This window comes from Bradyrhizobium sp. CCGUVB4N (assembly GCF_024199945.1).
Classification (GTDB): Bacteria; Pseudomonadota; Alphaproteobacteria; order Rhizobiales; family Xanthobacteraceae; genus Bradyrhizobium.
Map to the genome: position 1 here is coordinate 456411 of NZ_JANADP010000001.1, position 25319 is coordinate 481729.

The window sequence follows — 25319 nt, forward strand, 5'->3', positions numbered from 1 at the left end:
ATGGTTCGAGACGGCGCTTCGCGCCTCCTCACCATGAGGGTCTACATCTTCGCGCGCTGGGCGATGCCGTCCTTGATCGACGCGAGCTCGGCTTCATCCCAGACGCCGATCAGGATCCCGCCCTTCACCTGAAGCTGATTATCGGCATAGTTCGCGATCTTCTCGCGCGGCGTGGTGATGTGGTCGTTCGGATGCAGCGCCCAGTCGAACAGCTCGGCCTGGAGCCGCGCGATGATGCCGGCGCACTCCGGATCGTCGCCGCGATCGACATACTCCTGCGGATCGGCTTCGAGGTCGTACAGCATCGGGCGGAAGCCGGAGGCGTGGATATATTTCCAGCGGCCGTCGAACACCATGAACAGGCGGCAGCGCTCGATCGGCTGGTTCAGCTTCAGCCGCACGTCCTGCATCGCGTAGTCGTATTCCGAGAATGCCACCTTGCGCCAATTAGGCGGCGTCGGCCCGCGCAGCAGCGGCAGCAGCGAGCGGCCTTCGAGAATATGGCCCGGCACCTTGCCGCCGAAATAATCGACGAAGGTCGGTGCGAGATCGATTCCTTCCACCAGCGCATCGCTGCGCGTGCCGCGCGTGGCGTCGGCTTCTTTCGACGGATCGATAATGATGAGTGGGATCTTCGCCGACTGCTCGTGGAACAGGTCCTTCTCGCCCATCCAGTGATCGCCGAGATAATCGCCGTGATCGGAGGTGAACACGATCATGGTGGTTTCCAAGAGGTCGCGTTCCTCCAGAAACTTCATCAGCACGCCCATCTGGTCGTCGATCTGGGTGATCAGGCCCATATAGGTCGGGATCACCTTCTCCCGAGCGTCGTCGCGCGCCATGTTGCGGGAGTAGCGCATGTCCATATAGGCGCCGAATACCGGATGCGGATTTTGCCGCTCGCGCTCGGAGCGGATCACCGGGATCATGTCATCTGTCGAATACATGCTCGCATAGGGCTCGGGCGCGATGTAGGGCCAGTGCGGTTTGATGTAGGACAGATGCAGGCACCACGGCCGGCCGTCGGTCTCGGCTTCGCTGATGAAATCCATCGCGCGACGCGTCATGTAGGGCGTCTCGGAATGCTCGTCCGGCACGCGCGCGGCCTTGTCGGCGTGCACCAGCAGCCAACCGTTCTGCAAGGAGCCGTCTTCCGCTGCGCCTGAATTGGCCCAGTGCTCCCAGGGGTTCGTCGCCTCAAATCCCTGCTGGCGCAGATATTCGTCGTATTTCGGACGCGGCCGTCCGGTCGGGTGCAGGCCGTCGTCGCGCTCATAGGGTTCAAAACCGCACTCGGCGACGTGCACGCCGATCATTGATTCCGGCGGAATGCCGAGCGCCTTCATGCCTTCGAGGTCGGGCGCCATGTGGGTCTTGCCGACCAGCACGTTGCGGACGCCGATTTTCTTGAGATGATCGCCAAGGGTGGGCTCGCCGACGCGCAGCGGCCAGCCGTTCCAGTGCGAACCGTGCGAGCGCATGTAGCGACCGGTGTAGAACGACATTCGCGACGGGCCGCAGATCGGCGATTGCACATAGGCCTTCGAGAACAGCACGCCACGCTTGGCCATGGCGTCGATGTTCGGCGTCTTCAGCGTGGGGTGGCCGGTGCAGCCGAGATAATCATAGCGAAGCTGGTCGCACATGATCCAGAGAACGTTTTTTGCGCGCGCCATGCGTCTCGCTCCACCCCTTCTTGATTTGCCGGATGCTGCGCTATCGAAGGTGCGAAGACAACCTCTCCCGGAGGGAGAGGTCGGCGCGTAGCGCCGGGTGAGGGGTTACGCTCTCTCGTGGGACCTGCGCCCCCTCACCCGATTTGCTGCGCAAATCGACCTCTCCCCGTTGGGGAGAGGTGTGGAGAGAGCGGCGCTCGCCTCAAGCCGACCAGGGCTCCGCTTCGGCCGCGCTCTTGGCCTTGGCCGAGACCGGGGCCTCGCCGATCACCTCGACGAGCGCGCGGAGCGCTTCCTTGACGCCGTCGCCGGTGATGCCCGAGAGCAGCAGCGGCGTCTTCTTGGCAGCGCGCTTCAGCCGGTCCTTCTGCTTCTTCAGCTCGTCCGGCTCGACCGCGTCGATCTTGTTCAGTGCGACGATCTCGATCTTGTCGGTGAGCAGCCCGCCATAGGCGTCGAGCTCCTTGCGCACGGTCTTGTAGGCCTTGCCGGCGTGCTCGCAGGTGGCGTCGATCAGATGCAGCAGTACGCGGCAGCGCTCGACATGGCCGAGGAAGCGGTCGCCGAGGCCGGTGCCTTCATGGGCGCCCTCGATCAGGCCGGGAATGTCGGCGAGCACGAATTCGCGGCCGTCGGCGTTCACGACGCCGAGCTGCGGATGCAGCGTGGTGAAGGGATAGTCGGCGATCTTCGGCCGCGCCGCGCTGACCTTGGACAGGAAGGTCGACTTGCCGGCATTGGGCATGCCGACGAGACCGGCATCCGCGATCAGCTTCAGCCGCAGCCAGATCCAGCGCTCGTCGCCGGGCTGGCCGGGGTTGGCGTTGCGCGGCGCGCGGTTGGTCGACGATTTGAAATGCGCGTTGCCGAAGCCACCATTGCCGCCCTCGGCGAGCACGAACTTTTCGCCGACATTGGTGAAGTCGTGGATCAGCGTCTCGCGGTCTTCGTCGAAGATCTGCGTGCCGACGGGGACCTTCAGCACGATGTTCTTGCCGTTGGCACCGTGGCGGTCCGAGCCCTGGCCGTTCTCGCCCTTCTGGGCCTTGAAGTGCTGCTGGTAGCGATAGTCGATCAGCGTGTTGAGGCCGTCGGCGACCTCGATGATGACATTGCCGCCGCGGCCGCCATTGCCGCCGGAGGGACCGCCGAACTCAATGAACTTCTCGCGGCGGAACGCCACGCAGCCGTTCCCGCCGTCACCGGAACGAATATAGACCTTTGCTTCGTCGAGGAATTTCATGGGGCATAGGTAGGCCAGCCGGTCCCGCGCGGCAACCCGGATGACCCCGCAAATCGGCCGAAATTCCGCGAATTTGCGCCCTTGATTAACCGGTCGGGCGGCGCCGGATCAGGAATTTCTGCATCCCTTCAAGCACCAGCTCCTTGCGCTGGTTGAACACGGTGCTTTTGAGCGTCACCGCACCCGTCGTGCGTCCCGGCACGAGCTCGGTCACCTCGAGCGCCGGATAGATGGTGTCGTCGGCGAACACGGGCTTGAGGAACCGGCTCGACTGCTCGAGGAAGCCGACCAGGGATTCCTCCACCATGAACGGAAACAGGCCGGCGCCGGGCGCGGTGTGGATCAGCGTCTGGAAGCCGTGGGCGAGCAGATGCGGCATGCCGCGGGCGCGGCAATATTCCAGGTCGTAATGCACCGGATGGGTGTCGCCGCTCGCGGTCTGGAATGCGGCAAATACCGCCGACGTCTGGGTGCGGCTCGGCAGCACGAAACGCTCGCCGACCACGAAATCCTCAAACCAGCGTTGCGCCGTGATCATGCGGTGCTGGGCGGGGTCGAAGTCGGTCATGTCTGCGGCTCTTTTGTCGGTGAGGCATCTATCGCTACCGCGGCGCGAAGAGTGCGACAATCCGTTCAATTCGGCTTGCGCGGGCTTGTCGCGGCGGCCCACGTCATTAAAACGACCGCAAGCGACTCTATTCGCCGGTTTCCGACGCTCTCTCCGCCCGTCATTGCGAGCTTCGTCACAAGAGCTCCTCGCAATGACGCGTTTCCACGATCGACAGCGATGCCCTTCTTCAAAAATCTTTCCGCCTATGACGACCGCTCGGCGCGCCTTGCCGGCATTGCCCTCATGGTGCTGTCGATCTCCATGTTCTCGTTCGGCGACGCCATGGGCAAGTTCCTGGTCGGGACCTATTCGGTCGGGCAGCTCTTGTTCCTGCGCGCCTGCGCGGCACTGCTGCTGCTGGCGCCGCTGATTTGGAAGCAGCGTCATCAGTTCCTGCATCTGGAGCGGCCGTGGCTTCAGCTGTTTCGCGTCGTGCTGTCGACGCTGGAGGTCGCCGCCTTCTTCCTCGCCACCGTCTATCTGCCGCTCGCCGACGTCGTCACCTACTATCTCGCGGGGCCCATCTTCGTCACCGCGATGTCGGCGATCTTCCTGCACGAGCGGGTCGGCTGGCGGCGCTGGACGGCGATCCTGATCGGCTTTTGCGGCGTGCTGATCGCGCTGCGACCGTCGGCGCAGACGGTGAGCCTGCCGGCGCTGATCGCGCTCGGCGGCAGTCTTTCCTTTGCAACCCTGATGCTGATCACGCGCAGCCTGCGCAAGACGCCCGATATCGTGATGGCGTCCTCGCAATTCATCGGGACGTTTTCACTGGGCGCCGTGCTGTCGGCGTTCCACTGGGTGCCGCCGACGCCGGGCAGCCTGGTATTCTTCGCGCTTGCCGGATGCATCTCGGTCACCGCGCTGTTCTGCGTCAACCGGTCGCTGAAGCTGGCGCCGGCGAGCGTCGTGGTGCCGTATCAATATTCGATGATCGTCTGGGCCGTGATCTTCGGCTTCGTGGTGTTCGGCGATGTGCCACAGGTGGCCACGATCGTCGGCGCCGCGATCATCATCGGCGCCGGGTTCTACATCTTTCTTCGTGAGCGCGATCTCGGGCGTGCGAGCGAAGAGGTCAATCCGCCGGTGTAGCCCGCTGTCGTCCCGGACAAGCGAAGCGCAGATCCGGGACCCATACCCACAGGGAGTGGTTTGGCGAAGACTCGGAGTGGGAGTTTTGCCTCACACGCCGCCCTGTGGTTATGGGTCCCCGCGTTCGCGGGGACGACAGTGGAGAATGACGCAACGCCCGCCCTACCTCATCCGCCGCGCGCTGCTCCAGCTCTTCAGCGACGACCAGACGCCACGCGAGAGGCGGAAGCAGTCGACCGGGGTCGAGGAGCCCAGCGCCAGGAAGCGGTGCAGCTGCACGCCGCTCCACTGGAAGCCGCACTTCTCCAGCACGTTGCGCGAGGCCGGATTGGTGACGCGCGCCCCCGCATAGAGATGGTCGTCCTCGAATTCCTCGAAGAAGAAGTCGATCGCGCCGCGCGCGGCCTCGGTGGCAAAGCCCTGGCCCCAATGTTCGACGCCGAGCCAGTAGCCGAGCTCGGCATTGTCGGGCGTGGAGCGGTCGATGCCGACCATGCCGACCGGTCCGCTGTCGTGCTCGATCAGGAACACGCTCTCGCTGCCGCGTGCGGCGGTGGCGCGGATGAACGCGACGGCGTCGTCCTGGGAATAGGGATGCGGAAGGCGGCGGGTGTTTTCCGCCACACGGCGGTCGTTGGCGAGGAGGGCGATGGGCCTGACGTCGGCGAGGGTCGGCCGCCGCAAGGTCAGCCGCTCGGTGGCAACGACGCTCGGTCTCGCCTCCCGCAGAGTCACGCTCGAAAAGTCCTGCAACATGTCCGGCTCCGTCAAAGTCACTAAGGGAAAAGTGAACACGACAAACGAAAGGGAGGCCGGTTTCCCTGCCTCCCCTGGAGCCTTCGATCTTTTGATCTCTGGACTCCGCCGGTTCGGTCAAGGACCCGGCGGACTCCAAATAAGATCCACCGTCTATTCAGCAGCCTCTGCGAGCGGGAGTACCGCTACAAAGGTGCGGCCGTTGGCTTTGGCTTGGAATTCAACACGACCCTCGATCTTGGCGAACAGAGTGTGGTCCGTGCCCATGCCGACATTAAGGCCCGGATGCCAGGTGGTGCCGCGCTGACGCGCAATGATGTTGCCGGGAATCACGCGCTCCCCGCCGAACACCTTGATGCCAAGGCGCTTACCCTTTGAATCGCGACCGTTGCGCGATGAACCGCCTGCTTTTTTGTGAGCCATGGCTCGTCTCCAAGATCCTGCGTATGTCTAGGTCAATTCCTTGACGGAATCATTTCACAATTTCTCACGCATCAATTCGTGAATTGGCGTGATCGATTATGCGGCGGCTGCTTCTTCCTTCGCGACCTTTTCCTTCTTCGGACGCGGGCCCTTGGTGGGCTTCGCATTGTCCGTCAGGATCTCGCTGACGCGCACGACCGTGATCTCGTCACGGTAGCCACGCTTGCGGCGCGAATTCTTGCGGCGGCGCTTCTTGAACGCGATGACCTTCGGCCCGCGCTTGTGGTCGAGCACCTCGACCGCCACGGTCGCACCGGCCACCGTGGGCAGACCCAGCACCGGCGTGTCGCCGCCGACCACCAGGACTTCGCTCAGCTGCACGATCGTGCCGACTTCGCCTTCGATCTTGCCAATTTCCAGGACATCATCCGGAACGACGCGGTACTGCCGGCCGCCGGTTTTGATGACTGCGAACATCGTTGTTTTCCTTCGTGTTCAATCCCGGCCTCACGACTGTCACGTCAGGGGCCGGCTTTTTGTCAGTCGCTATGGGTTTACTGAGTTTTGTGCGGGCGGGAGTTATCCCTTTGAAAACCCACGCAAAAACAAGCGGCGCGAGAAACGCCCCGCGCCGGTTGTGGGACTTATAGCCGCCAAACCCGAAGAGTCAAGGAAAACTGCCGAAAACGGCCCGGATTGGAAGGATTTGGGCCGTTTCCCCGCCGGCCATGAATCTCGGCCCGCGCTGCAACCAACGGGTTCCACCGCCGTTGTCCCCGCGAATTGGCACTCGGGCAAGGGCTTTCCATGGCAACAGACGAGCTGGTCAGGACGACGGGCATCGCCCATCACGGCGCCGAGCGGCTGCCGTCGGTGGACGTCGACAGTTTCAACATCGAGATGAAGGACGAGGACGGCTATCTCGGCGATCGCGCCAGCAAGGGCGCGTTCCGCAAGATCCTCGACCGCTGGCGCAAGCCGCTGCGCAAGACCGGCGAAGATCCGTTCGGCAAGGAGCCGTCGGAGAGCATCAGCAAGAAGGTGCTCGACGAGATGCTGGTCGGCGACGACACCGAGGCCTCCGCGGTGGTGCATAGCGCCATCGAGGAATTCGCCCAGGAGCTCGCCTATGTCACGCGCCGCTTCCTCAAGACCAAGGCCTGGGCGAAGACCGAGCGCATCGTGGTCGGCGGCGGCTTTCGCGACTCGCGGCTCGGCGAGCTCGCGATCGCGCGCACCGACATCATCCTCAAGGCCGAGGATTTCAAGATCGACCTGGTGCCGATCCGCGCGCATCCGGATGAAGCCGGCCTGATCGGCACGCTGCATCTGGCGCCGTCGTGGATTTTCGAGGCGCACGACGCGATTCTCGCGGTCGATATCGGCGGCACCAATATCCGCTGCGGCGTGGTCGAGACGCGCTGGAAGAAGGCCAAGGATCTGTCGAAGGCGTCGGTCTGGAAGTCGGAGCTGTGGCGTCATGCCGACGATGAGCCGACGCGCGAAGGCGCGGTGAAGCGTCTCATCAAGATGCTGAAGGGACTGATCACGGAAGCCGAAACCGAGGGCTTCAAGATTGCGCCCTTCATCGGCATCGCCTGTCCCGGCGTGATCAACGAGGACGGGTCCATCGAAAAAGGCGCGCAGAACCTGCCGGGCAATTGGGAGAGCAGCAAATTCAACCTGCCGGCGAGTTTGATCGAGGGCATTCCGCAGATCGGCGAGCACGACACCGCGATCCTGATGCACAATGACGGCGTGGTGCAGGGCCTCTCCGAGGTGCCGTTCATGCAGGATGTCGATCGCTGGGGCGTGCTCACCATCGGCACCGGCTTGGGCAATGCGCGCTTCACCAACCGCCGCAAGGACGGCGGCAACGGCAAGGACGCTGCGGAGAACGGCAAGGACGTCGCCAAGAAAAAGTCCAAGGAAAACAATAAGGAAAACAACAAGAACGGCAAGGAGTAACCTTGACTGGTTAGGTTAAGGAGCGGATTGCGTTGCGGCGCAGCGGCTGCACGCTAGGGTCGAATCGTCGCCTCAAGCAGGCCTGCGAAGCCGCCCTTCCTGGCCAGCATTTCGATGAGCGGCACGGGACCGCCAGTGTTTACCGCGTCTGGCGGTCCCACCCGTTCTTTCCAACGCATAATGAGACTGGTTCGCGCCCCAACGGAGCTGCGTTCCCTCCCTCTCTTGTCCGCCGAAGCCTTGGCGAAGGCGGATGCGGGGGAGGGTTAGGGAGAGGGGTAAGGTGCGTAGAGAGTTGAACTTGCTCTAGCGCGCCCGAATTCAGCTCCAGCCGATGCGCTGAAAGAACCCCGCGATCTCCGCCGCCGCCCGATCCGGATCCTCGCGGTGCGGGAAATGTCCGACACCCGGAAACATCGCGAGATCGAGCTCGGGAAACGTCTCTCCCAGCCGGTCGGTCCATTCATAGGGAAACAGCGGATCGTGCTCGGCCCAGCGCACGCAGGTCGGCAAATCGATCGGCGCAAGCTGCGGTGCCTCGCCCTTCATCATCGCGACGCGGCCTGCATGCGAGGCCCGATAATGCGCAAAGCCGCCGGCGAGATTGCCGTCCTTGAAATAATTGTCGCCGAAGAGGTCGAGGACGTCATCGAAGGCGTCCTTGCGATGCGCCCAATTCTTCAGGAAGTGCGCGATATAGAGCCGGCAGCTGTCGCTGTTAGCACCGACAAGCCGGGGCGCCATCTCCATCTGGTGGAAGGATTGATACCAGATGTGGTTGAGCCGGTCGGGCGCGGCCATCCGCGGCCCGATGCCGGGATAGACGAAATCGAAGAAGAACAGCCCGGCGAGCCGCTCGGGCGCCCGCCGCGCCAGCGGCTGCATCACGGCGCCGCCGACGTCATGGCCGACGACCCCGAATCGCGCGATGCCGAGGCTATCCATCACGGCCAGCATGTCGGCCGCATGGCCATCCGGCCCAAAGGGCCCGTCCGGCTTGTCGCTGTCGCCAAACCCGCGCAGGTCGGGCGCGACCAGCGTGAATCGGTCCGAAAGCCTCGATATCACCGGCTCCCAGGTCAGCCAGAATTCCGGCCAACCATGCAGCAAAAGCAGCGGTTTGCCCGATCCGGCGCGAACCACGTGGAATTCGGCGCCATTGGCGGAGATCGTCAGGTGCTCCACGGCAGTTCCTTCCCAAGCATAGCGTTTTCAAGCGAAGTGGACGCCGGTTCGCGTCAAGAAAACGCGTCAAAATTGGAATCTAGAGTCCCGTTCCCATGGGAACGGGGCTCTAGACGAGGGGGGCGGTGAAAGAGGCAGCGGATTTTCCCCTTTCGCGCCTTGTCTGTCCCGCCGTCCTCGCTTATTAACGCCCCAACCACGGGGGCTCGCCCCCGATTTTGGCGCCTTGGAGAGGTGGCAGAGTGGTTGATTGTACCGCACTCGAAATGCGGCATAGGTGCAAGCCTATCGGGGGTTCGAATCCCCCCCTCTCCGCCAAAACAAACGGCCTGAAAGCCCCACCCTCGCATGTCGAATGGTGTCGCGTCCCCTAGCGGACTGCAATCTGACGCCGCACTTGCGACCGACCGCCAAGCTTCTCCACAATGGCTCGTCTGAGACCCGCCCGAGGACCCTTCGGATGACCGCCAAGATCGATCTCCTCACGCTCCAACTCTTCGTCGCGATCGTCGAGGAGCAGAGTATCGCGAAGGCGGCGGAGAAGAAGAACATTGCTGCGTCCGCGGTCAGCCGCCGCATCTCCGATATCGAGGAGCGCTTCCAGGTCGAGTTGCTGCACCGCCATTCCAAAGGGATCGAGCCGACACCTGCCGGCTTCGCCCTGCTCGAGCATGCCCGCATCATCCTGGGAAACCTCAGCAAGCTCGAGGCCGAGCTGACGGGATTTCGGCAGGGCAAGCGCGGGCTGATCCGGGTCTGTGCCAACAAGTCCGCGATCCTCGAGGCGCTGGCCGACGAGCTCAGCCTGTTCCTGGAACGGCATCCGCTGGTCCACATCGACATCGAGGAGGATCTCAGCCCCGCGATCGTGCGCGCCGTGGTGGAGAACCGGGCCGACATCGGCATTTTCGGCGGCAACATCGACGGACAGGATCTGGAGTTGCTGTCCTATCGCAGCGACAGCCTGGTCGCGCTGGTCACGCGCGATCACCCGCTGGCGGGTCAGAGCAGCGTTCGCTTCCGCGAGCTGGTCGATTTCGACTTCGTCAGCCTGGAGAAGGGCAGCTCGATCGAGACGCTGTGCGTCAGGGCCGCCGCGGCGCTCGGGCAGCACATGAAGGTGCGCATCCGCGTCAGCAGTTTCGACGCGCTGTTCCGCGTCGTCGATGCCAGAATGGGGGTCGGAATCGTTCCGCTCGAGATCGTTCGCGACCGCTACGGCGTCGACAGTCTCGTCACCGTCCCGCTCGATGAGTCCTGGGCGCGCCGCGAGCTGGTGATGGGCGTGCGCGATTACAAGTCGCTGCCGCCGGTGACGAAGCTGCTGGTGGACCATCTGCGGAGCCATGATGATGCCCGTCTCGTCACCAGCGGCGTCTCCGACCGGCTGACGGTCGTGCGCGGCAGAAGCTGACGTCGCGCGCGAGCGAGGCCTGCCATCGCCGGCCGCGATGGCTCCCTGCCCAACCGTCACTGCACATTTCTGCGACGGACTTCTATCCTGCTTCCCAACATCGCTGCCGGTCGGCATGATCGGCAACACAATACGGCACGTCAGAGGCCGAACAGGGAGGACGGATCGTGGACACGCGTGGTCGCACGCTGCTGGCCAAAATCTGGGACCAGCATGTCATCGCGCAGGTTAGCGATGACACCGATCTGCTTCATGTCGATCGCCATTTGCTGCACGACCTCGGCGGCTCCCGCGGCCTGATCGACCTCAAGAGCCGCAACATTCCGGTCCACAATCCCGAGCTGACCTTCGCGACGCCTGATCACGCGATTTCGACCGCGTCCGGGCGCGCCGGGACCATCAAGACCGGTTGGGATCTGCTGGCGGCGTTGCGGGCCGAGACATCGGCCAACAACATCCAGCTGTTCGACATCGACCAGCCCGGGCAGGGCATCGTCCATGTCATCGGTCCGGAGCTCGGTCTCAGCCTGCCCGGTTGCCTGATCGTCTGCGGCGACAGCCACACCTGCACCCATGGCGGGCTCGGCGCGCTCGCCTTCGGCATCGGCTCCAGCGAGCTCACGCATGTGCTGGCGACCCAGACCATCATCCAGCGGCGGCCCAAGACCATGCGAGTGACGTTCGACGGCAAACTGCCGTTCGGCGTGACGGCGAAGGATCTCATCCTCGCTCTGATCGGCCATGTCGGCGCCGCCGGCGGCACCGGTTACGCCGTCGAATATGCCGGCAGCGCCATCAGGGCCATGCCGATCGAAGGGCGGCTCACCATCTGCAACCTGTCGGTCGAGCTCGGCGCCAAGATGGGCTTGATCGCGCCGGATGAGACGACGTTCGACTACATCCGCGGCCGTCCTTATGCGCCGAAGGGCGAGATGTGGGAGCAGGCCGTCGCGACGTGGCGGACGCTGCGGAGCGACAGTGACGCCAGGTTCGATCGCGAGGTGTCGATCGATGTCGCCACGATCATCCCCCAGATCACCTGGGGCACCAGTCCGGAACATGTCCTCGGTGTCGATGGCCGCATTCCGGATCCCGCAGATATTGCCGATCCGGCGCGCCGCGGCGCGATCGAGATCGCGCTCGACTATATGGGCCTGAAGCCGGGCGCGCCGATTGCCGGCACGAAGGTGGATTGGGTCTTCATCGGCTCCTGCACCAACAGCCGCCTCAGCGATCTCAGAGCCGCGGCCGAGGTCGCGCGTGGCCGCAAGGTGGCGCCGGGCGTGCGGGCCTGGGTCGTGCCGGGTTCGGAGACCGTCAAGCGCGATGCGGTGGCTGAGGGGCTCGACAGGGTCTTCATCGAGGCAGGTTTCGAATGGCGCGAGCCCGGATGCTCGATGTGCCTCGCCGCCAACGGCGAGACCGTGCCGCCCGGCCAGCGCTCGGTGTCGACCTCGAACCGGAATTTCATCGGCCGGCAGGGGCCGCGTGCCCGCACCCATCTGGCGAGCCCGGCCATGGCCGTCGCGGCGGCGGTCTCCGGTGCCATCGCCGATGTCCGAACGATGGAGCGCTAGATGGCGCAGGCCTTCACCAAGCTGACCGCGATTGCTGCGCCGATCATGCGCACCAATGTCGACACCGATGTCATCATCAGCATCAACCGGATGATCGGAAACTCCGTCCGCGGCCATCTCGGCAAATGGGCGTTCGGATCGCTCCGCTATTTGCCGGATGGTTCGGACAATCCGGCGTTCATCCTAAATCGCGAGCCTTATCGCGCGGCGGAAATCCTGGTCACGGGTCCGAATTTCGGCTGCGGCTCGTCGCGGGAGGCGGCGGTGTGGGCGCTGCAGGAGATGGGCGTCCGCGCCATCATCGGATCCGGCTTCGGCGACATCTTCTTCGCCAACTGTTTCCAGAACGGCATCCTGCCGGTGGTGCTGGACAAGGCCGTCATCGATGGCCTCGCCGCCGAGATCGAAGCGAGCCAGGGCGCCGGGCGCCTCAGTGTCGATCTGCAGGAGCAGACGGTCACCTCGCCATCGGGCGTGCGCCACGTCTTCGAGATCGATCCGCGCCGGCGCGCAGGGCTGCTCGAAGGCCTGGATGAGATTTCGCTGACGTTGCGGCGCGACCCCGAGATCCGCGCCTTCCAGGCATCCGACCGCAATGCGCGGCCGTGGATTCATTTTTCAGGACAAACGGCATGAATACGCTCTCGAATACGATCAAGGTGGCTGTAGTCGGTGGTGAAGGCATCGGTCCGGAGGTGACCGACCAGTCCCATCGCATTCTCAAATGGTTTTCGGACCGCCGCGGTGCTCCGGTGGTCCTGCGCGAAGCGCAATATGGTCTCATCCCCTATCTCGCGACGGGCAAGGTGTTGCCCGATGACACCGTCGAGGCAATGGAGGAGGCCGATGCGATCCTCTGGGGCGCGACGGGTGGCCCGGAAACCACGGAAGTGCCTCCGGCGGCGCGCAAGGCGGGAAGCCTGCTGTCGTTGCGCAGCAAGTACGACCTCTATGCCAACCTGCGGCCCATCGTCGCCAATCCGGCGCTGGCGGACTCTGCGCCGCTCAAGGCCGCGGTGCTGAAGGACGTCGACTTCATCATCATCCGCGAGCTCACCAGCGGCATCTATTTCGGCGAGCCGCGCGGCATCGAAACGCTGCCCGACGGCCAGCGTCGTGGCTTCAACACCCAGCAATACACCACCAGCCAGATCCGCCGGGTGGCGCGCACCGCGTTCGAGCTGGCGCGGACGCGCAAGGGCCGGGTCTGCTCCGTCGACAAGGCCAATGTGCTGGAAACCAGTGTGCTGTGGCGCGAGGAAGTCATCGCGCTGCATCAGGCGGAATTCCCGGATGTGGAGCTGACGCATCTTTATGTCGACAACGCCGCCATGCAGATCGTTCGCGCGCCCTCGCAGTTCGACGTCATGGTGACCTGCAATATCTTCGGCGACATTCTCTCCGATTGCGCCGCGATGGCGTCCGGCTCGCTCGGCATGCTGCCGTCGGTCTCGCTCGGCCCGCCGGACCGGCTCGGCCGCCGCAAGGCGCTCTATGAACCGGTTCATGGCAGCGCGCCTGACATTGCGGGTAAGGGCATCGCCAATCCACTCGGTTCGATCCTCAGCGTCGCAATGATGTTGCGCATCACCCTCAATCGGCCCGATGATGCCACGCTGCTGGAGAAGGCCGTGGATACGGCGCTCGCAGGCGGCGCAAGAACAGCCGATATCGCCGAACCCGGCGCAAAAAGACTGTCGACCCAGGAGATGGGCGATGCGGTGCTGAACGCGCTCGACAAAGTCGCGGGCAAGGAGAGGGAGCACGCGTGATGAAGACCACGGTCACCAGACGGTCCGCGCTGACGATTGTCGCCGGAGCAGGCGCTTCCATCGCGGCGGGACGGGTGTGGGCGGATACCCCGTCCGGTCGGGCGATCTATCCGGTGGCCATACCGATCTATCAGTCTCAATTTGTCGCCGACCGGGCCGGGTTCTTCAAGGACGCCGGTCTCGACTGCAAGCTGATCCAGGGCGGCAGTGGCGTGAAGACGCGCGAGATCATCGCCTCGTCGCAAGGTGATATCGGCATCGGCGACATCACCCACCCGATGCAGCTCAGCAATCACGGTCGCAGTGCGCGCGTCCTGATGCCGGTCGATACGCGCAGCAACGCGGCGATCTTCATCATCCGCAAGGACCTGTTCGACCAGGGCATCACCACGCTGGATGCGCTGGTGAAGTGGAAAAGGCCTGACGGACGCAAGCCGATCGTCTCGGTGTCGTCGCTGGGCGGCACCAACCACGTCTGGGCCTCCTACTACATGGAAACCATGGGTCTGGACGACAAGGTGACCTGGATCGGCACCGGCAATGTCGACACCATGATGGGCACGCTGAAAACGAAACAGGTCGATGTTCTCATCAACTCGCCATCGATCCTGAAGGATTCGGTCGAGCAGGGCTGGGGCGCGCTGTTGTTCGATGGAACGGACGAGGCGGTCTGGGCCAAATATATCGGCGGCAAGGTCCCGGTGACGTCGCACTTCACGCTGCAGTCGACCATCGACAAGGACCCGCAGAAGATGCAGGCGTTCGTCACGGCGTTGTGGCGCGCCACCCAGTGGATCAAGGGGCATTCGCAGGAAGAGATCTATGATGCGATCGAGCCCTACGTCGGGAGTACGTCGCGCGAGGCGAATCTTCTCGACATCGGTGTCATGAAGAAGGTCACCGACTATGACTGCATCATCGATGCGGCGAGCTTTGCGCGCGGTGAGAAGGTCTGGTTCCGTGAAATGACCGGCATCAAGCCGCTCGCGATGGCCGACGTCGTCAACACCAGCTTCATCGAAGCGGCTCGCAAGGCCTATCCGGCTTGACCGTGCAGGCCATGCATGCGTCGGAGTTCGTTGCGTCGCCCGAGACGCAGCGCATCGACGTGCGCGGCCTGTGCAAGACCTTCCAGCTGGCGGGGACCGCCATCGAGGCAGTGCGCGACGTTTCCTTCAGTGTCCGGCGCGGCGAATTCGTCGCTCTTTTGGGACCATCCGGTTCGGGCAAGAGCACCGTCCTCAACATGATCGCGACGCTGCTCAAACCAACCAGCGGCGAGATCCTGATTGACGGAACGCCCGTCGTTCACGGGAAGGCGACGCCTGATGTCGGTTACGTTTTCCAGCGCGATACGATGTTTCCCTGGCGCACCGTCGCCGACAATATCGGTTATGGCCTCGAGCTGGCAGGCGTCCCGGCTGCTGAGCGGAAGGATCGGGTCAATGCCTGCCTGAATCAGGCCGGGCTCGAAGGCTTTGGTAATGCCTATCCTTCCGCCTTGTCGGGTGGCATGCGCCAGCGCGCGGCCTTGATGCGAACGCTGGTCGTCGAGCCGCAGGTTCTGCTGATGGACGAGCCGTTCGGGGCACTCGATACCCACACCAAGATTGATATGCACGATGTGCTGCTGCGCATCTGGGAACGCGAGCAGCAGACCGTGCTGTTCGTGACCCATGATCTCGGCGAGGCCCTGACGCTGGCGGATCGCATCATCCTGTTTTCTGCGCGGCCCGGCCGGATCAAGGAGAGTTTTGCGGTGGATTTTGCCCGCCCGCGTAACGCGGTGAAGATCCGGGAAACCCCGCGTTATGCCGAGCTGTTTCAGTTGATCTGGCACTCGCTTGGGGAAGAATTCATCAAGGGCCGCAAGCCATGAGACGCGCGCGTCATCCCGGCAGAACATTGGCATGGCAGGCGCTGATCTGCCTCGGCCTGCTGTCGATCTGGCAGTGGGGCTACGATCTGCACGGCCGTCTTCCTTGGCTGGTGCCGGATCTGCTCGATCCCTATTTCATATCCAAGCCATCGGACATCTTCGAGCACTTCCTGATCCTGAGCTGCCTCAAGTCGAAGCTCGGCGTGTTCAACGGCTGGTTCAATGGCGAATTCGGCCGCTGCATGGCGCGATCCGAAAACAATCTCTGGATCGCGACCGCCGTCACCCTGAAGAACACGTTTTTCGGTTTCGTCACCGGCGTCAGCAGCGGCTTTGCCGCCGGCCTCGTGCTCGGCCGTTCGGATCGGCTGAGCGCCATCTTCCAGCCGTTCATCACGGCGGTGAATTCGATTCCCCGCATCGCGCTGGCGCCGATCATCGTGCTGGCTTTCGGCATCGGCGATACCTCGAAGATCGTCACGTCGTGGATCGTGGTGGTGTTTCTCGTCTTCTTCAACACGTTCGAGGGTGCGCGCTCGATCGACGAGGGCTTTGTCAATGCTGCGCGGCTGCTCGGCGCCAGCGAGTGGCAGATCACCCGCACGGTGGTCATCCCCTCGACCATGGCCTGGGTCTTCGCCTCGCTGACGCCTGCGATTTCCTTCGCGCTGATCGGGGTGATCGTCGGCGAGTTCATCGGCGCGGAGCGGGGGATCGGGCGCCTGATCATCGAGTCCGAGGCGCGCGCGGAAGCCTCGGGAATGATGGTCGCCGTCATCGTTCTGATGCTGGTGGGCGTCGCGCTGTCCGCGTTGATCTGGCGATTGCAGGCCTATTTGCTGCGCTGGCAGCAGCACAATCTCGCGGAGTAGCGCTCACCCGGATCGCTGCGCCAACACCGTTCGTGCCGTCGCCACAAAGGCCTGCGCTGCCGGCGACAGCGATCGGCCCTGACGCTGAAGCAGCGACACCGGCCGCGTGATGGCCGGCCGCACCAGAGGCCTCGCGATCAGGGTCGGAAACTGATCGGCCGGCAGCATCGTGGCGGGAAGGATGGCAAGTCCCAGTCCCTGCGCCGTCATGGCGAGTGCGGTGTTGATGAGCGTCACTTCATGGGTGGGCGTGAGGCGCTTGCCCTGCGCGCTCAGCGCTTGATCGATCTGCATGCGGATGCGGGTCTCGCGCCGCATCGCGATCGTCGGCCATTCCGCCAGCTCGTCCCATGTCAGGGAGCGCCGCGCGGCGAAGTCCGCCGTGCGCCGGCCGATTGCGCTCAGGCGCCCGCGGGTCAGGGTCTCGATCGTCATCTCGGGGAATTCGCCCTCGACACTACCGATCGCGAATTCCGCGTCCGTCGACATCATGCGTGGCACGAGATCGTCGGCCGCCATGTCGCGCATGTCGATTTCGATGTCGGGATGAGCGGTGCGGAACGTTGCGAGCACCCGCGGCAGCAGCGACGATGCGGCGCCGGCCGAGGCCAGAAACGCGACGCGGCCGGCGCGCGCCTGGGCGAGATCGCGCATGCGGCGTGACAGGCCGAGCGCGTCGCCCAGCATCCGTTCGGCGGAATGATAGGCCTCGTCGGCCGCGGGCGTCGGCTGCACGGAGCGCGTCGAGCGGTCAAACAGCCTGACGCCGAGCTGGACCTCGAGCTGCTGGATCAGGAGGCTTGCGGCGGATTGCGTGATTCCGAGCTCGCGTGCCGCCCGCGTGATGCTGCGCGTGCGGTACACGCCGGTGAAAGCCCGCAGCTGCCGCAGAGTGACATTCATAGGTCAAGCTCATGAATTGATGAGTTCTTTCCGGCTTATCTTATAAGCTGGCCTGCAATAAAATGCATGCTGCGCCAGCGGCAAAGTCCGCGGCTCTGGGATGGAGACGAGCATGAGGACACAGGTCCTGATCGTGGGTGCCGGCCCGGTCGGATTGACCGCGGCCATGGATCTGGCCTCGCGCGGCATCGACGTCGTCGTCGCCGAGATCCGTCATGCCGGCGATCCGCCCAACGTCAAATGCAATCACGTCTCGGCGCGCTCGATGGAAGTGTTCCGAAGGCTCGGCGTGGCGGCAAAGCTGCGCGATGCAGGCCTGCCCGCGGACTTCCCGAATGATTGCTCCTACCGGACCACGGCGACCGGCATCGAGCTCTGCCGCATCGACATTCCGTCCCGCGCGCGCCGCTACAGCGCCACCGGCGGCCCCGACACCTGGTGGCCGACGCCGGAGCCGCCGCACCGGATCAATCAGGTCTATCTCGAGCCGATCCTGTTCGCGCACGCCGCCGCCCAGTCGCGCATCACCATTCTGGCGCGCACGGAAATCACCGAGATCGAGCAGGACGATGACCACGTGGTCGCGCATGGGCGCAATCTCGACAGCGGAGAGACGCTCCGAATCGAAGCCGGTTTTGTCATCGGGTGCGACGGCAGCCGCTCGCTGGTTCGCAAGTCGATCGGCGCGAGCCTGTCCGGAACGCCGGTGATCCAGCGTGTGCAATCGACCTTTATCGAAGCGCCGCAATTGAAGGCGTTGATGGGCGCGCACAAGCCGGCCTGGATGGTGCTGTCGCTCAACCCGCGGCGCTCGGGCACCACGGTGGCGATCGACGGCCACGACCGCTGGCTGATTCACAACCATCTCAAGCCCGACGAGCCCGAGTTCGATTCGGTCGATCGTGACTGGTCGATCCGGGCGATCCTCGGCGTTGACGAGCGTTTCGAGTACAAGATCCTGAGCAAGGAAGACTGGGTCGGGCGCCGCCTGGTGGCCGATCGCTTCCGCGACCGCAGGGTGTTCATCTGCGGCGACGCCGCGCATCTCTGGATGCCCTATGCCGGCTACGGCATGAATGCCGGCATCGCGGATGCCGTCGATCTCTGCTGGCAATTGGCCGCGCATCTGAGCGGCTGGGCGCAGGCCTCGATCCTCGATGCCTACGAGGCGGAACGTCAGCCCATCACCGACCAGGTGTCGCGCTTCGCGATGGACCACGCGATGAAGATGATGGCGCAACGCGGCGGCGTGTCCGCGGAGATCGAGGACGACACCCCGCGTGGCCACGCGGCACGCGCGGCGCTCGCGAGAGCCGCCTATGATCTCAACGTGCAGCAATATTGCTGCGCCGGATTGAATTTCGGCTATTACTACGACGCCTCGCCGATCATCGCCTATGACGGCGAGACGCCGCCTCCTTACGCGATGGGAAGCTTTACGCCCTCCACCGTGCCGGGCGCCCGCGCGCCGCACGTTTTCCTGCGCGACGGGCGATCGCTCTATGACGCCTTCGGCACCGGCTACAATCTGCTGCGGTTCGATCCGGCGATCGATGTGGCGCGTTTGCAGTCCGCCGCGGAAGCGTGGGGTGTTCCGCTCGCATTGATCGACGTCGCGCCGGACGAGGCCAACGGCGCCTATGCCGAGAAGCTCGTGCTGGTGCGGCCCGACCAGCACATCGCCTGGCGCGGGCAGGCAGCGCCGGAAGATCCACAAACCTTGCTGGCGCGTCTCACCGGCGCGGCGTCGTAAGCAACCCATAAAGAGTACCAGGGAGGAGAGCGTGTTCCACGTTGCAAGGCGCCGCATTCTGGCCGGGCTGTCGGCTGCGGTTCTCGCCGCGCTGCCGTTGCAGGCAGTCGACGCGGCCTATCCGGAGCAGTTGATCAAGATCATCGTGACCTTCCCGCCCGGCGGCAGCGCCGACACCGTCATCCGCGCGCTCGAGCCGCTCGTCACCGCCGAGCTCAAGCAGAGCCTGGTGATCGAGAACCGTGCGGGGGCAGGGGGCAATATCGGCATGGCGGCCGTCGCGCAGGCCAAGCCCGATGGCTACACGCTCGGCGTCGCGCCGGCGGGCGCGCTGACAGTGAACCCGCATCTCAATTCGTCGATGCCGTTCGATCCGAAGGATCTCGCGCCGATCACGCTGCTTGCGGAAATCCCCTTCGTGCTGGTCTCGTCGGCCGACATTCCCGCGCACAATGTTGCGGAGGCGATCGCGCTTGCCAAGGCGAAGCCTGGCGCGCTGTCGATCGGCCATGGCGGCAATTCGACGGCGATGCATTTGACGGCCGCGTTGTTCACGCAGAAGGCCGGGATCGAGATGGAGCTGGTCCCGTATCGGGGCACGGCACCGGCGGCGGTCGACGTTCTCGCGGGCCATGTGCCCTTCGCAGTGCTGGATATTCCCGCGTCGATGCAATTGATCCTCGACGGCAAGCTCAACGCGATCGGTGTGTCGTCGGCGCGTCGCGTTCCATCCCTGTCCGAGGTGCCGACGCTGGCCGAGAGCGGCATTGCGGGTTTCGAATCCGTCGGCTGGTTCGGGCTGGTCGCGCCCGCAGGCACGCCTCCCGACATTGTCGCCAGGCTGAACGCGGCTTTCGTGAAAGCCCTGAAGGACCCGTCGGTGGCTGAGAAGATCCGAACCCTCGGCGCAGAGCCTGCACCAACGTCTCCGGAAGAGTTCGGCCGCTTCATTCAGAGCGAGAGCACGAAATGGGGCAAGCTCATCAGCGAGGCCGGCATCAAGGCGAACTAGCCGCGGCGGACGTCACTCCGGCTTCTCCAGGTCTGCCCGGAGATTGGCAGCAGAATCCCGATATTGCGGATATGTACCGGAGCGGTGATAGGTTGAACCTGTCACCGGCGCGGTCCGACCAACATTCCGCGGCCGGCAGGGAGCCTGTGATCCACGACCATGTTCGACAAGACCTACCGGCAACGCCTAGAGGCTGATCTTGCGCAATGGGAAGCCGATGGCGTGATTGCGCCGGCGGCCGCCGCCTCCATTCGCAATGCGCTGCCGCCGCTTTCGCCGGGCATCAACATCGCGGTCGTCGTGGCCATCGTCGGCGGCCTGCTGATTGCAGCCGCATTCCTCGCCTTCGTCGCGGCGCACTGGACCGAGATCGCGCGGCTGTTGCGGTTCGCGATCCTGCTTGCCGGTATGGTCGTCGCCGGCGGCCTCGGGGCGTGGTTCGCCGCGACCGGGCGCATCGTTCTCGCCGACCTCTGCGCCAGCATCGGCGCGATCGTCTTCGGCGCCGGTATCGCGCTGGTCGGCCAGATGTATCATCTCGGCGACGATTTTGCCGGCGGCATGCTGTTGTGGTCGATCGGCGCATTTGCGGCGGCACTGCTGACCGGCTCGCGCGGCGCGCTTGCGGTCGGACTCGCGGCCGGCTGCATCTGGACCTGCATGCGCGTCTATGATGCGCCGGACGCCCTCCATCTTCAGTTTGTGGTGGTCTGGCTCATCGCCGCCGCCGTCGCGCTCGCGTGGAATTCGCGCGTGGCTGCCCATCTCGTCGCGATTGCGGTGCTTCCGTGGTGGGTCGCCACGTCGCTTCGCTTCGACTTCGACGGTGCCCAGCCGTCCTTCTTGCTGGCGAACGGCGCGGCCCTGCTGTTCGGCGCGGGGCTCGCGATCGCCGCGGCGCCGTCGCCGCGGGCGCGCCAGCTTGGATCTGTTCTGTCGATCTATGGCGCATTTTCGCTGGCTATCGTCGCCTTCCTGGAGGTGACGACGGTCGACGATCTCTTCCGCCTTCGGACGGCCACGATGGCGGCCCAGGCGCCGTGGGCGATTGTGTGCGGCGTCGCAGGTGTGATCCTTGCGCTCGCGTCCGCCGCGATCACGAAGCGCGTTGGCGAAGTCCTCGCAGCCTGTGCGATTGGCCTTGTGCTGGTCGCGGCCCCGATCTGGCCGGCATCCGCCGCCGGCGAGCCATGGTTCGCCTATGCCGCACTGCTCTGCGCTATGCTCTGTCTCGTCGTCTCCGGCGTGCTCGACGACGTGCGTCCGCGCATCGTCGCGGGTTGGCTCGGCATCGCCGGCGTCATCGCTGCGATCACCTGGGCGGTGAAGGGCTCGCTGCTGCGCCGCTCGGCCTTCCTGGCGGTGGCGGGAATCATCGCCGTCGTGTTCGCAACCGCGCTCAATCGCGCGCTGCCGAGGGCTGAACGATGATCAAGTTCGCCGCGCTGTGGCAACGTATCCCGAAGGCCGTGCTGTTCGGTGCCGCCATCCTGCTTCAATGCGCGCTGCTGGTTCTGATGGTTGTCGACCGCGTGCGGATCCTGCGCGAAGGCCGTGAGGTGACCTTGCAGACCCGGCCGGTCGATCCGCGCGATCTCCTGCGCGGCGACTATGTCGTGCTCGGCTACGATATCTCGCAACTGCCGGCGGGTGCGCTCGCCGGCCAGCCGACCGCCGAACGCAATCCCGTCGTGTTCGTCAAGCTCGCGCCTGATGCCAACGGCCTCTACCAGGCCGTTTCCGTGCATGCCGAGCCTGTGACGGTCGCGGCGCCCGAAGTGCTGATCCGGGGCCGCGTCAGCTATTCCTGCGGTTCGACCAGCCGCATCTTCTGCGACAAGCTCACGATCAGGTACGGCCTCGAAAGCTATTTCGTGCCGGAAGGCGAGGGCAGGAAGCTCGAGCAGGCCCGTAACCAGCAGAAGCTGCGTGTCGTCGCCGCCGTGCTGCCCTCGGGCCGCGCGGCCATCAAGCGGCTGCTGCTCGACGGCGAGCCGGTCTATGAGGAGCCGTGGTACTAGCTGCCGGCTATCTGGAGCCCGCCCTCAACGCCCGCCGCAGCACGTCCCACATCTGCGGATGGATGATCGAGCCACGTTGAATCCCCGAGTGCATTCTAGCTGCCCTCAGGCGAGCCAAGACTTCGCCTAAGAGGCGCGTGGGGTTGATTTTCAAGGGGGTACATCGTTAGATTGCAGAGAGCGATTGCAAAAATACAACTTTAAATATATGTTTGTAAGCGTTTTTGTTGGGGGATAATATGAATGCTGCCAAGTGGAACTTGGCCGCTGCTATCTTGGCGACCTTAGGTGCGGCGCTTTGCACTGCGGCGCTAGCACTTTCAGAGCCGACTTTCGTCAATATATTAGCGGCAGTAGGTACGGGTATCGGCGTTCTCGCGGGCGTCGCTTGGATCGTTTCTGCGGTGATCGGGATTATGCGGCCATGACTACCCACGACTATCTCGTGCTCGCGGTTGCGTCGTTTTGGATGATTACGAATATCGCCGGCGCGACCTTGACGATCGTAGGACTCCGCAACAGGCGGTCATCTCTTGGCGAGAGCGCTCAAGCTCCGTTCGTCGACACCCGGCTCTACTTTGCCAAGGCGTTTTCGTTTGGCCTCAATGATTGGCTGCAACGACAAAAGGCGCGACCGGCACAGTATCGCTACGTGACCTGGGCTGTCGAGGCCGGCGCCGTTGCCGCTGCATTTGGAGTCTTGTTTCAGCTAGTGAGGCTGCTGATCCGTTAGCTGGCTCTTTGCTTCTGTCTAAGTCGGATTATTTCGCGCGGCAGAGCCCGCTTTCAACGCCCGCCGCAGCACGTCCCACATCTGCGGATCGCTCATATGCGCCACGTTGAACCGCATGGACTTCGACGCTGATTGCGACACGCTGAACACGTTGCCGGGTGCGAGCACGACGTCTTCCTCGAGCGCGGCACGCGCAACGGCTGTGGCATCCTTTCCATCGGCGAGGCGGCACCACAGGAAGAAGCCGCCGCGCGGCATCAGCCAGGGCTCGATGCCCAGTGCCCCAAGCTTTCGCGCGACGTCACGACGCGTCCGCGTGAGCTTTTGCCTGAGCTCGTCCATGTGCTTGCGATAGCTGCCGCCGGCCAGCACTCTTGCGATGATGTCGGTCGCCACCGGGCTCGGGCCGCCAAAGCTGGTCGCAACCTGGAGGTCGACGAGATGCTCGATCCAGTCAGCCCGCGCGGCGATGTAGCCGCAGCGCACCGAGGCCGACAGCGTCTTGGAGAAGCTGCCGATCCGGATCACCCGGTTCAAGCCATCCAGCGCGGCAAGGCGCGGCGATCGCTCCGGCTCGAAGTCGCCAAAGATGTCGTCTTCGATAATGGTGAGGTCGTGCGCGGCCGCCGCGGTCAAAAGCCGATGTGCGGTCTGCAGCGAAAGTGTCGCGCCGGTCGGATTATGCAGCGCTGAATTGGTGATGTAGAGCCGTGGCCGTTCGCTGCCAAGGATCTGCTCGAAGCGCGCGACGTCGGGGCCCAATGGCGTGTAGGGCACGCTGACGATCTTCGCCTGATGCGCGCGCAGCAGCGCACGGAAATTGAAGTAGCAGGGATCGTCGACCAGCACGGTGTCGCCGGGGCGGAGCAGGAAGCGGCAGATCAGGTCGGTTGCCTGCGTGCCCGAGCCCGTGAGCATCAGCTGGCTGAGCGAGGCCTCGATCTCGTCTTCGGCGAGGCGGGCGAGCAGCAGCCGGCGCAGCGCAAGCAAGCCGGATGTCGAGCCGTAATTGGTCAGCACGCTCGCGTCGGTGCGGGCAATCGCGCGGGCGGCGCGCCGCAGTGCCGCTTCCGGCATCCACTCCGGCGGCAGCCAGCCGCAGCCGGGTTTTGGCACGGCGGCGTCGGTGTCGAGCGATTGCCGGGAGACCCAGAACGGATCGACCGCCCGATCGCGGCGCGGCTCGACCTCGGTCAATGCGAGTGGCGGCGTGACCGTCGGCGACACATAGAAGCCCGAGCCGCGGCGCGCGCGGATCAGGCTTTCGCCGCCGAGACGATCATAGGCTTCCACCACCGTGGACGGCGCAACACCCATCGTCGCGGCAAGGCTGCGGATCGACGGCAGCCGGTCGCCGGCGCTGAGTGCGCGTCCGGCGATCTTGGCGCGGATCGCGCTCATCACGTCGACGGTCCGCGTGCCGCCGCGACCCTTCATGCGGGCTTCGATGCTCAAGGTGTACTGCCTTCCACACCAATACAGTTTGGCGAGATTGTACTGGATTGTGACTGGTCTCGCCACTGCCGAAGGCCGATGATGGCAACTCAAGACAGCGGGACGGACATGCAATCTGCGGGCAGCGGCTGGGGCAACGGGCTTCTCGGCGTCATCATCTTCAGCGGCTCGCTGCCGGCGACGCGCGTCGCGGTCGGCGGCTTCTCGGCGCTGTTCCTGACGTCGGCGCGCGCGATCATCGCGGCGCTGATCGGTGCGGCCGTGCTCGGCCTGCTGCGCCAGACGTGGCCGGAGCGCAGGGATCTCGCCTCGCTCGTCATCGTCTCCATCGGCGTCGTGGTCGGCTTCCCCCTGCTGACGGCGCTGGCGCTGCAGCACATCACCTCGGCGCATTCGATCGTCTTCATCGGCTTGTTGCCGCTGTCGACCGCGATCTTCGCCGTGCTGCGCGGCGGCGAGCGGCCGCAGCCGCTGTTCTGGCTGTTCGCGATTCTCGGCAGCGCCACGGTGGCGGGCTTCGCCCTCTCGAATGGCGGCACCGCATCGGTCGCCGGAGATCTCCTGATGGTGGCCGCGATCGTGCTGTGCGGGCTCGGCTATGCCGAGGGTGCCGCGCTGTCGCGCCGGATCGGCGGCTGGCAGGTGATCTCCTGGGCATTGCTGCTGGCGCTGCCGCTGATGCTGCCCGTCATGATCTGGACCTGGCCACAGGCATGGAGCGGCGTCAGCCTGCCGGCCTGGATCGGGCTCGCTTACGTCTCGATCTTCAGCATGTTCGTCGGCTTCATCTTCTGGTATCGCGGGCTCGCGATCGGCGGCATCGCGCGCATCGGCCAGTTGCAACAGCTGCAGCCCTTCTTCGGTCTCGCGCTGGCCGGCTTCCTGCTGCACGAGCCGGTCGCATGGAGCATGATCGCCGCGACCGCGCTCGTGGTCGTCTGCGTGTTCTTCGCACGGCGATATGCGTGAGGCCTT

At 64.5% G+C, this 25319-nt stretch carries 24 protein-coding genes and 1 tRNA gene; 16 read left to right on the forward strand and 9 right to left on the reverse strand.

Annotated elements, in window-relative coordinates; all coding sequences use genetic code 11:
* Positions 1–41: 41 nt before the first annotated feature.
* From NLM31_RS02180 to NLM31_RS02190, 3 genes are all read right to left on the reverse strand, one after another.
* Positions 42–1676 carry an alkaline phosphatase family protein gene (locus NLM31_RS02180; protein ID WP_254191327.1) on the reverse strand — a complete coding sequence of 545 codons (1635 nt, stop codon included), beginning with the start codon at positions 1674–1676 and terminating at the stop codon, positions 42–44.
* Positions 1677–1878: 202 nt separating this feature from the next.
* Positions 1879–2919: a GTPase ObgE gene (gene obgE, locus NLM31_RS02185; protein ID WP_254127691.1), complete on the reverse strand. Its 1041-nt coding sequence runs from the start codon at positions 2917–2919 to the stop codon at positions 1879–1881.
* 85 nt (positions 2920–3004) lie between these two features.
* On the reverse strand, positions 3005–3487 hold the full coding sequence (locus NLM31_RS02190; protein ID WP_254191328.1) for a MaoC family dehydratase: 483 nt from the start codon (positions 3485–3487) through the stop codon (positions 3005–3007).
* A gap of 219 nt (positions 3488–3706) precedes the next feature.
* On the opposite strand from NLM31_RS02190, the gene NLM31_RS02195 reads away from it, so the two are divergent.
* On the forward strand, positions 3707–4621 hold the full coding sequence (locus tag NLM31_RS02195) for a DMT family transporter (protein WP_254127693.1): 915 nt from the start codon (positions 3707–3709) through the stop codon (positions 4619–4621).
* 162 nt (positions 4622–4783) lie between these two features.
* Here the strand turns inward: NLM31_RS02195 and NLM31_RS02200 are convergent, their stop codons facing one another.
* The 3 genes from NLM31_RS02200 to rplU form a co-directional block, all read right to left on the reverse strand.
* On the reverse strand, positions 4784–5377 hold the full coding sequence (locus tag NLM31_RS02200; RefSeq protein ID WP_254127694.1) for a GNAT family N-acetyltransferase: 594 nt from the start codon (positions 5375–5377) through the stop codon (positions 4784–4786).
* 153 nt (positions 5378–5530) lie between these two features.
* Entirely contained in the window at positions 5531–5800 is a 270-nt protein-coding gene (rpmA, locus tag NLM31_RS02205) for a 50S ribosomal protein L27 (protein ID WP_092234086.1), read from the reverse strand.
* A gap of 96 nt (positions 5801–5896) precedes the next feature.
* Complete coding sequence (gene rplU, locus NLM31_RS02210; RefSeq protein WP_254127695.1) at positions 5897–6277, reverse strand: 50S ribosomal protein L21; 381 nt, start codon at positions 6275–6277, stop codon at positions 5897–5899.
* A gap of 330 nt (positions 6278–6607) precedes the next feature.
* Between rplU and NLM31_RS02215 the strand changes: the two genes are divergently transcribed.
* A complete protein-coding gene (locus NLM31_RS02215; RefSeq protein ID WP_254127696.1) occupies positions 6608–7768 on the forward strand; it encodes an ROK family protein in 1161 nt (386 codons plus the stop codon).
* 321 nt (positions 7769–8089) lie between these two features.
* Here NLM31_RS02215 and NLM31_RS02220 read toward each other — a convergent pair whose 3' ends face one another.
* On the reverse strand, positions 8090–8953 hold the full coding sequence (locus NLM31_RS02220) for an alpha/beta fold hydrolase (RefSeq protein ID WP_254127697.1): 864 nt from the start codon (positions 8951–8953) through the stop codon (positions 8090–8092).
* Positions 8954–9181: 228 nt separating this feature from the next.
* Here NLM31_RS02220 and NLM31_RS02225 point away from each other — a divergent pair.
* From NLM31_RS02225 to NLM31_RS02260, 8 genes are all read left to right on the forward strand, one after another.
* Positions 9182–9271: transfer RNA gene (locus NLM31_RS02225), tRNA-Ser, on the forward strand.
* Positions 9272–9413: 142 nt separating this feature from the next.
* Positions 9414–10367, forward strand: coding sequence for a LysR family transcriptional regulator (locus tag NLM31_RS02230; RefSeq protein WP_254127698.1), 954 nt, complete (start codon positions 9414–9416; stop codon positions 10365–10367).
* 167 nt (positions 10368–10534) lie between these two features.
* The gene (gene leuC / locus NLM31_RS02235) at positions 10535–11944 is read left to right on the forward strand and encodes a 3-isopropylmalate dehydratase large subunit (protein WP_375143515.1); all 1410 of its coding nucleotides are present in this window, start codon (positions 10535–10537) and stop codon (positions 11942–11944) included.
* On the forward strand, positions 11945–12580 hold the full coding sequence (gene leuD / locus NLM31_RS02240) for a 3-isopropylmalate dehydratase small subunit (RefSeq protein ID WP_254127699.1): 636 nt from the start codon (positions 11945–11947) through the stop codon (positions 12578–12580).
* A complete protein-coding gene (gene leuB, locus NLM31_RS02245; protein ID WP_254191329.1) occupies positions 12577–13716 on the forward strand; it encodes a 3-isopropylmalate dehydrogenase in 1140 nt (379 codons plus the stop codon). Before leuD ends, leuB begins: the two co-directional genes overlap by 4 nt.
* Entirely contained in the window at positions 13716–14765 is a 1050-nt protein-coding gene (locus NLM31_RS02250; protein WP_254127701.1) for an ABC transporter substrate-binding protein, read from the forward strand. The genes leuB and NLM31_RS02250 overlap by 1 nt, the downstream gene beginning before the upstream one ends.
* 11 nt (positions 14766–14776) lie before the next feature.
* Positions 14777–15595 carry an ABC transporter ATP-binding protein gene (locus NLM31_RS02255; RefSeq protein WP_254135188.1) on the forward strand — a complete coding sequence of 273 codons (819 nt, stop codon included), beginning with the start codon at positions 14777–14779 and terminating at the stop codon, positions 15593–15595.
* Positions 15592–16467, forward strand: a complete 876-nt coding sequence (locus NLM31_RS02260) for an ABC transporter permease (RefSeq protein WP_254127702.1) — start codon at positions 15592–15594, stop codon at positions 16465–16467. Before NLM31_RS02255 ends, NLM31_RS02260 begins: the two co-directional genes overlap by 4 nt.
* Before the next feature lie 3 nt (positions 16468–16470).
* Here the strand turns inward: NLM31_RS02260 and NLM31_RS02265 are convergent, their stop codons facing one another.
* Positions 16471–17370, reverse strand: coding sequence for a LysR family transcriptional regulator (locus NLM31_RS02265; RefSeq protein ID WP_254191330.1), 900 nt, complete (start codon positions 17368–17370; stop codon positions 16471–16473).
* Between the two features lie 112 nt (positions 17371–17482).
* Between NLM31_RS02265 and NLM31_RS02270 the strand changes: the two genes are divergently transcribed.
* The 5 genes from NLM31_RS02270 (at position 17483) to NLM31_RS02290 (ending at position 22889) form a co-directional block, all read left to right on the forward strand.
* Positions 17483–19123 (forward strand): FAD-dependent oxidoreductase, encoded by a 1641-nt coding sequence (locus tag NLM31_RS02270; RefSeq protein WP_254127704.1) that lies wholly within the window; start codon positions 17483–17485, stop codon positions 19121–19123.
* Between the two features lie 31 nt (positions 19124–19154).
* Positions 19155–20135, forward strand: a complete 981-nt coding sequence (locus NLM31_RS02275) for a tripartite tricarboxylate transporter substrate binding protein (RefSeq protein ID WP_254127705.1) — start codon at positions 19155–19157, stop codon at positions 20133–20135.
* Positions 20136–20294: 159 nt separating this feature from the next.
* Entirely contained in the window at positions 20295–21566 is a 1272-nt protein-coding gene (locus NLM31_RS02280) for a DUF2157 domain-containing protein (protein ID WP_254127706.1), read from the forward strand.
* Positions 21563–22156, forward strand: coding sequence for a GDYXXLXY domain-containing protein (locus NLM31_RS02285; RefSeq protein WP_254127707.1), 594 nt, complete (start codon positions 21563–21565; stop codon positions 22154–22156). The genes NLM31_RS02280 and NLM31_RS02285 overlap by 4 nt, the downstream gene beginning before the upstream one ends.
* A 424-nt stretch (positions 22157–22580) precedes the next feature.
* Positions 22581–22889 (forward strand): hypothetical protein, encoded by a 309-nt coding sequence (locus NLM31_RS02290; RefSeq protein ID WP_254127708.1) that lies wholly within the window; start codon positions 22581–22583, stop codon positions 22887–22889.
* A gap of 18 nt (positions 22890–22907) precedes the next feature.
* On the opposite strand, the gene NLM31_RS02295 is transcribed toward NLM31_RS02290, so the two are convergent.
* Positions 22908–24326, reverse strand: coding sequence for a PLP-dependent aminotransferase family protein (locus NLM31_RS02295; RefSeq protein ID WP_254196124.1), 1419 nt, complete (start codon positions 24324–24326; stop codon positions 22908–22910).
* 126 nt (positions 24327–24452) lie between these two features.
* On the opposite strand from NLM31_RS02295, the gene NLM31_RS02300 reads away from it, so the two are divergent.
* Positions 24453–25313, forward strand: coding sequence for a DMT family transporter (locus NLM31_RS02300; RefSeq protein WP_254127709.1), 861 nt, complete (start codon positions 24453–24455; stop codon positions 25311–25313).
* Positions 25314–25319 lie beyond the last annotated feature (6 nt).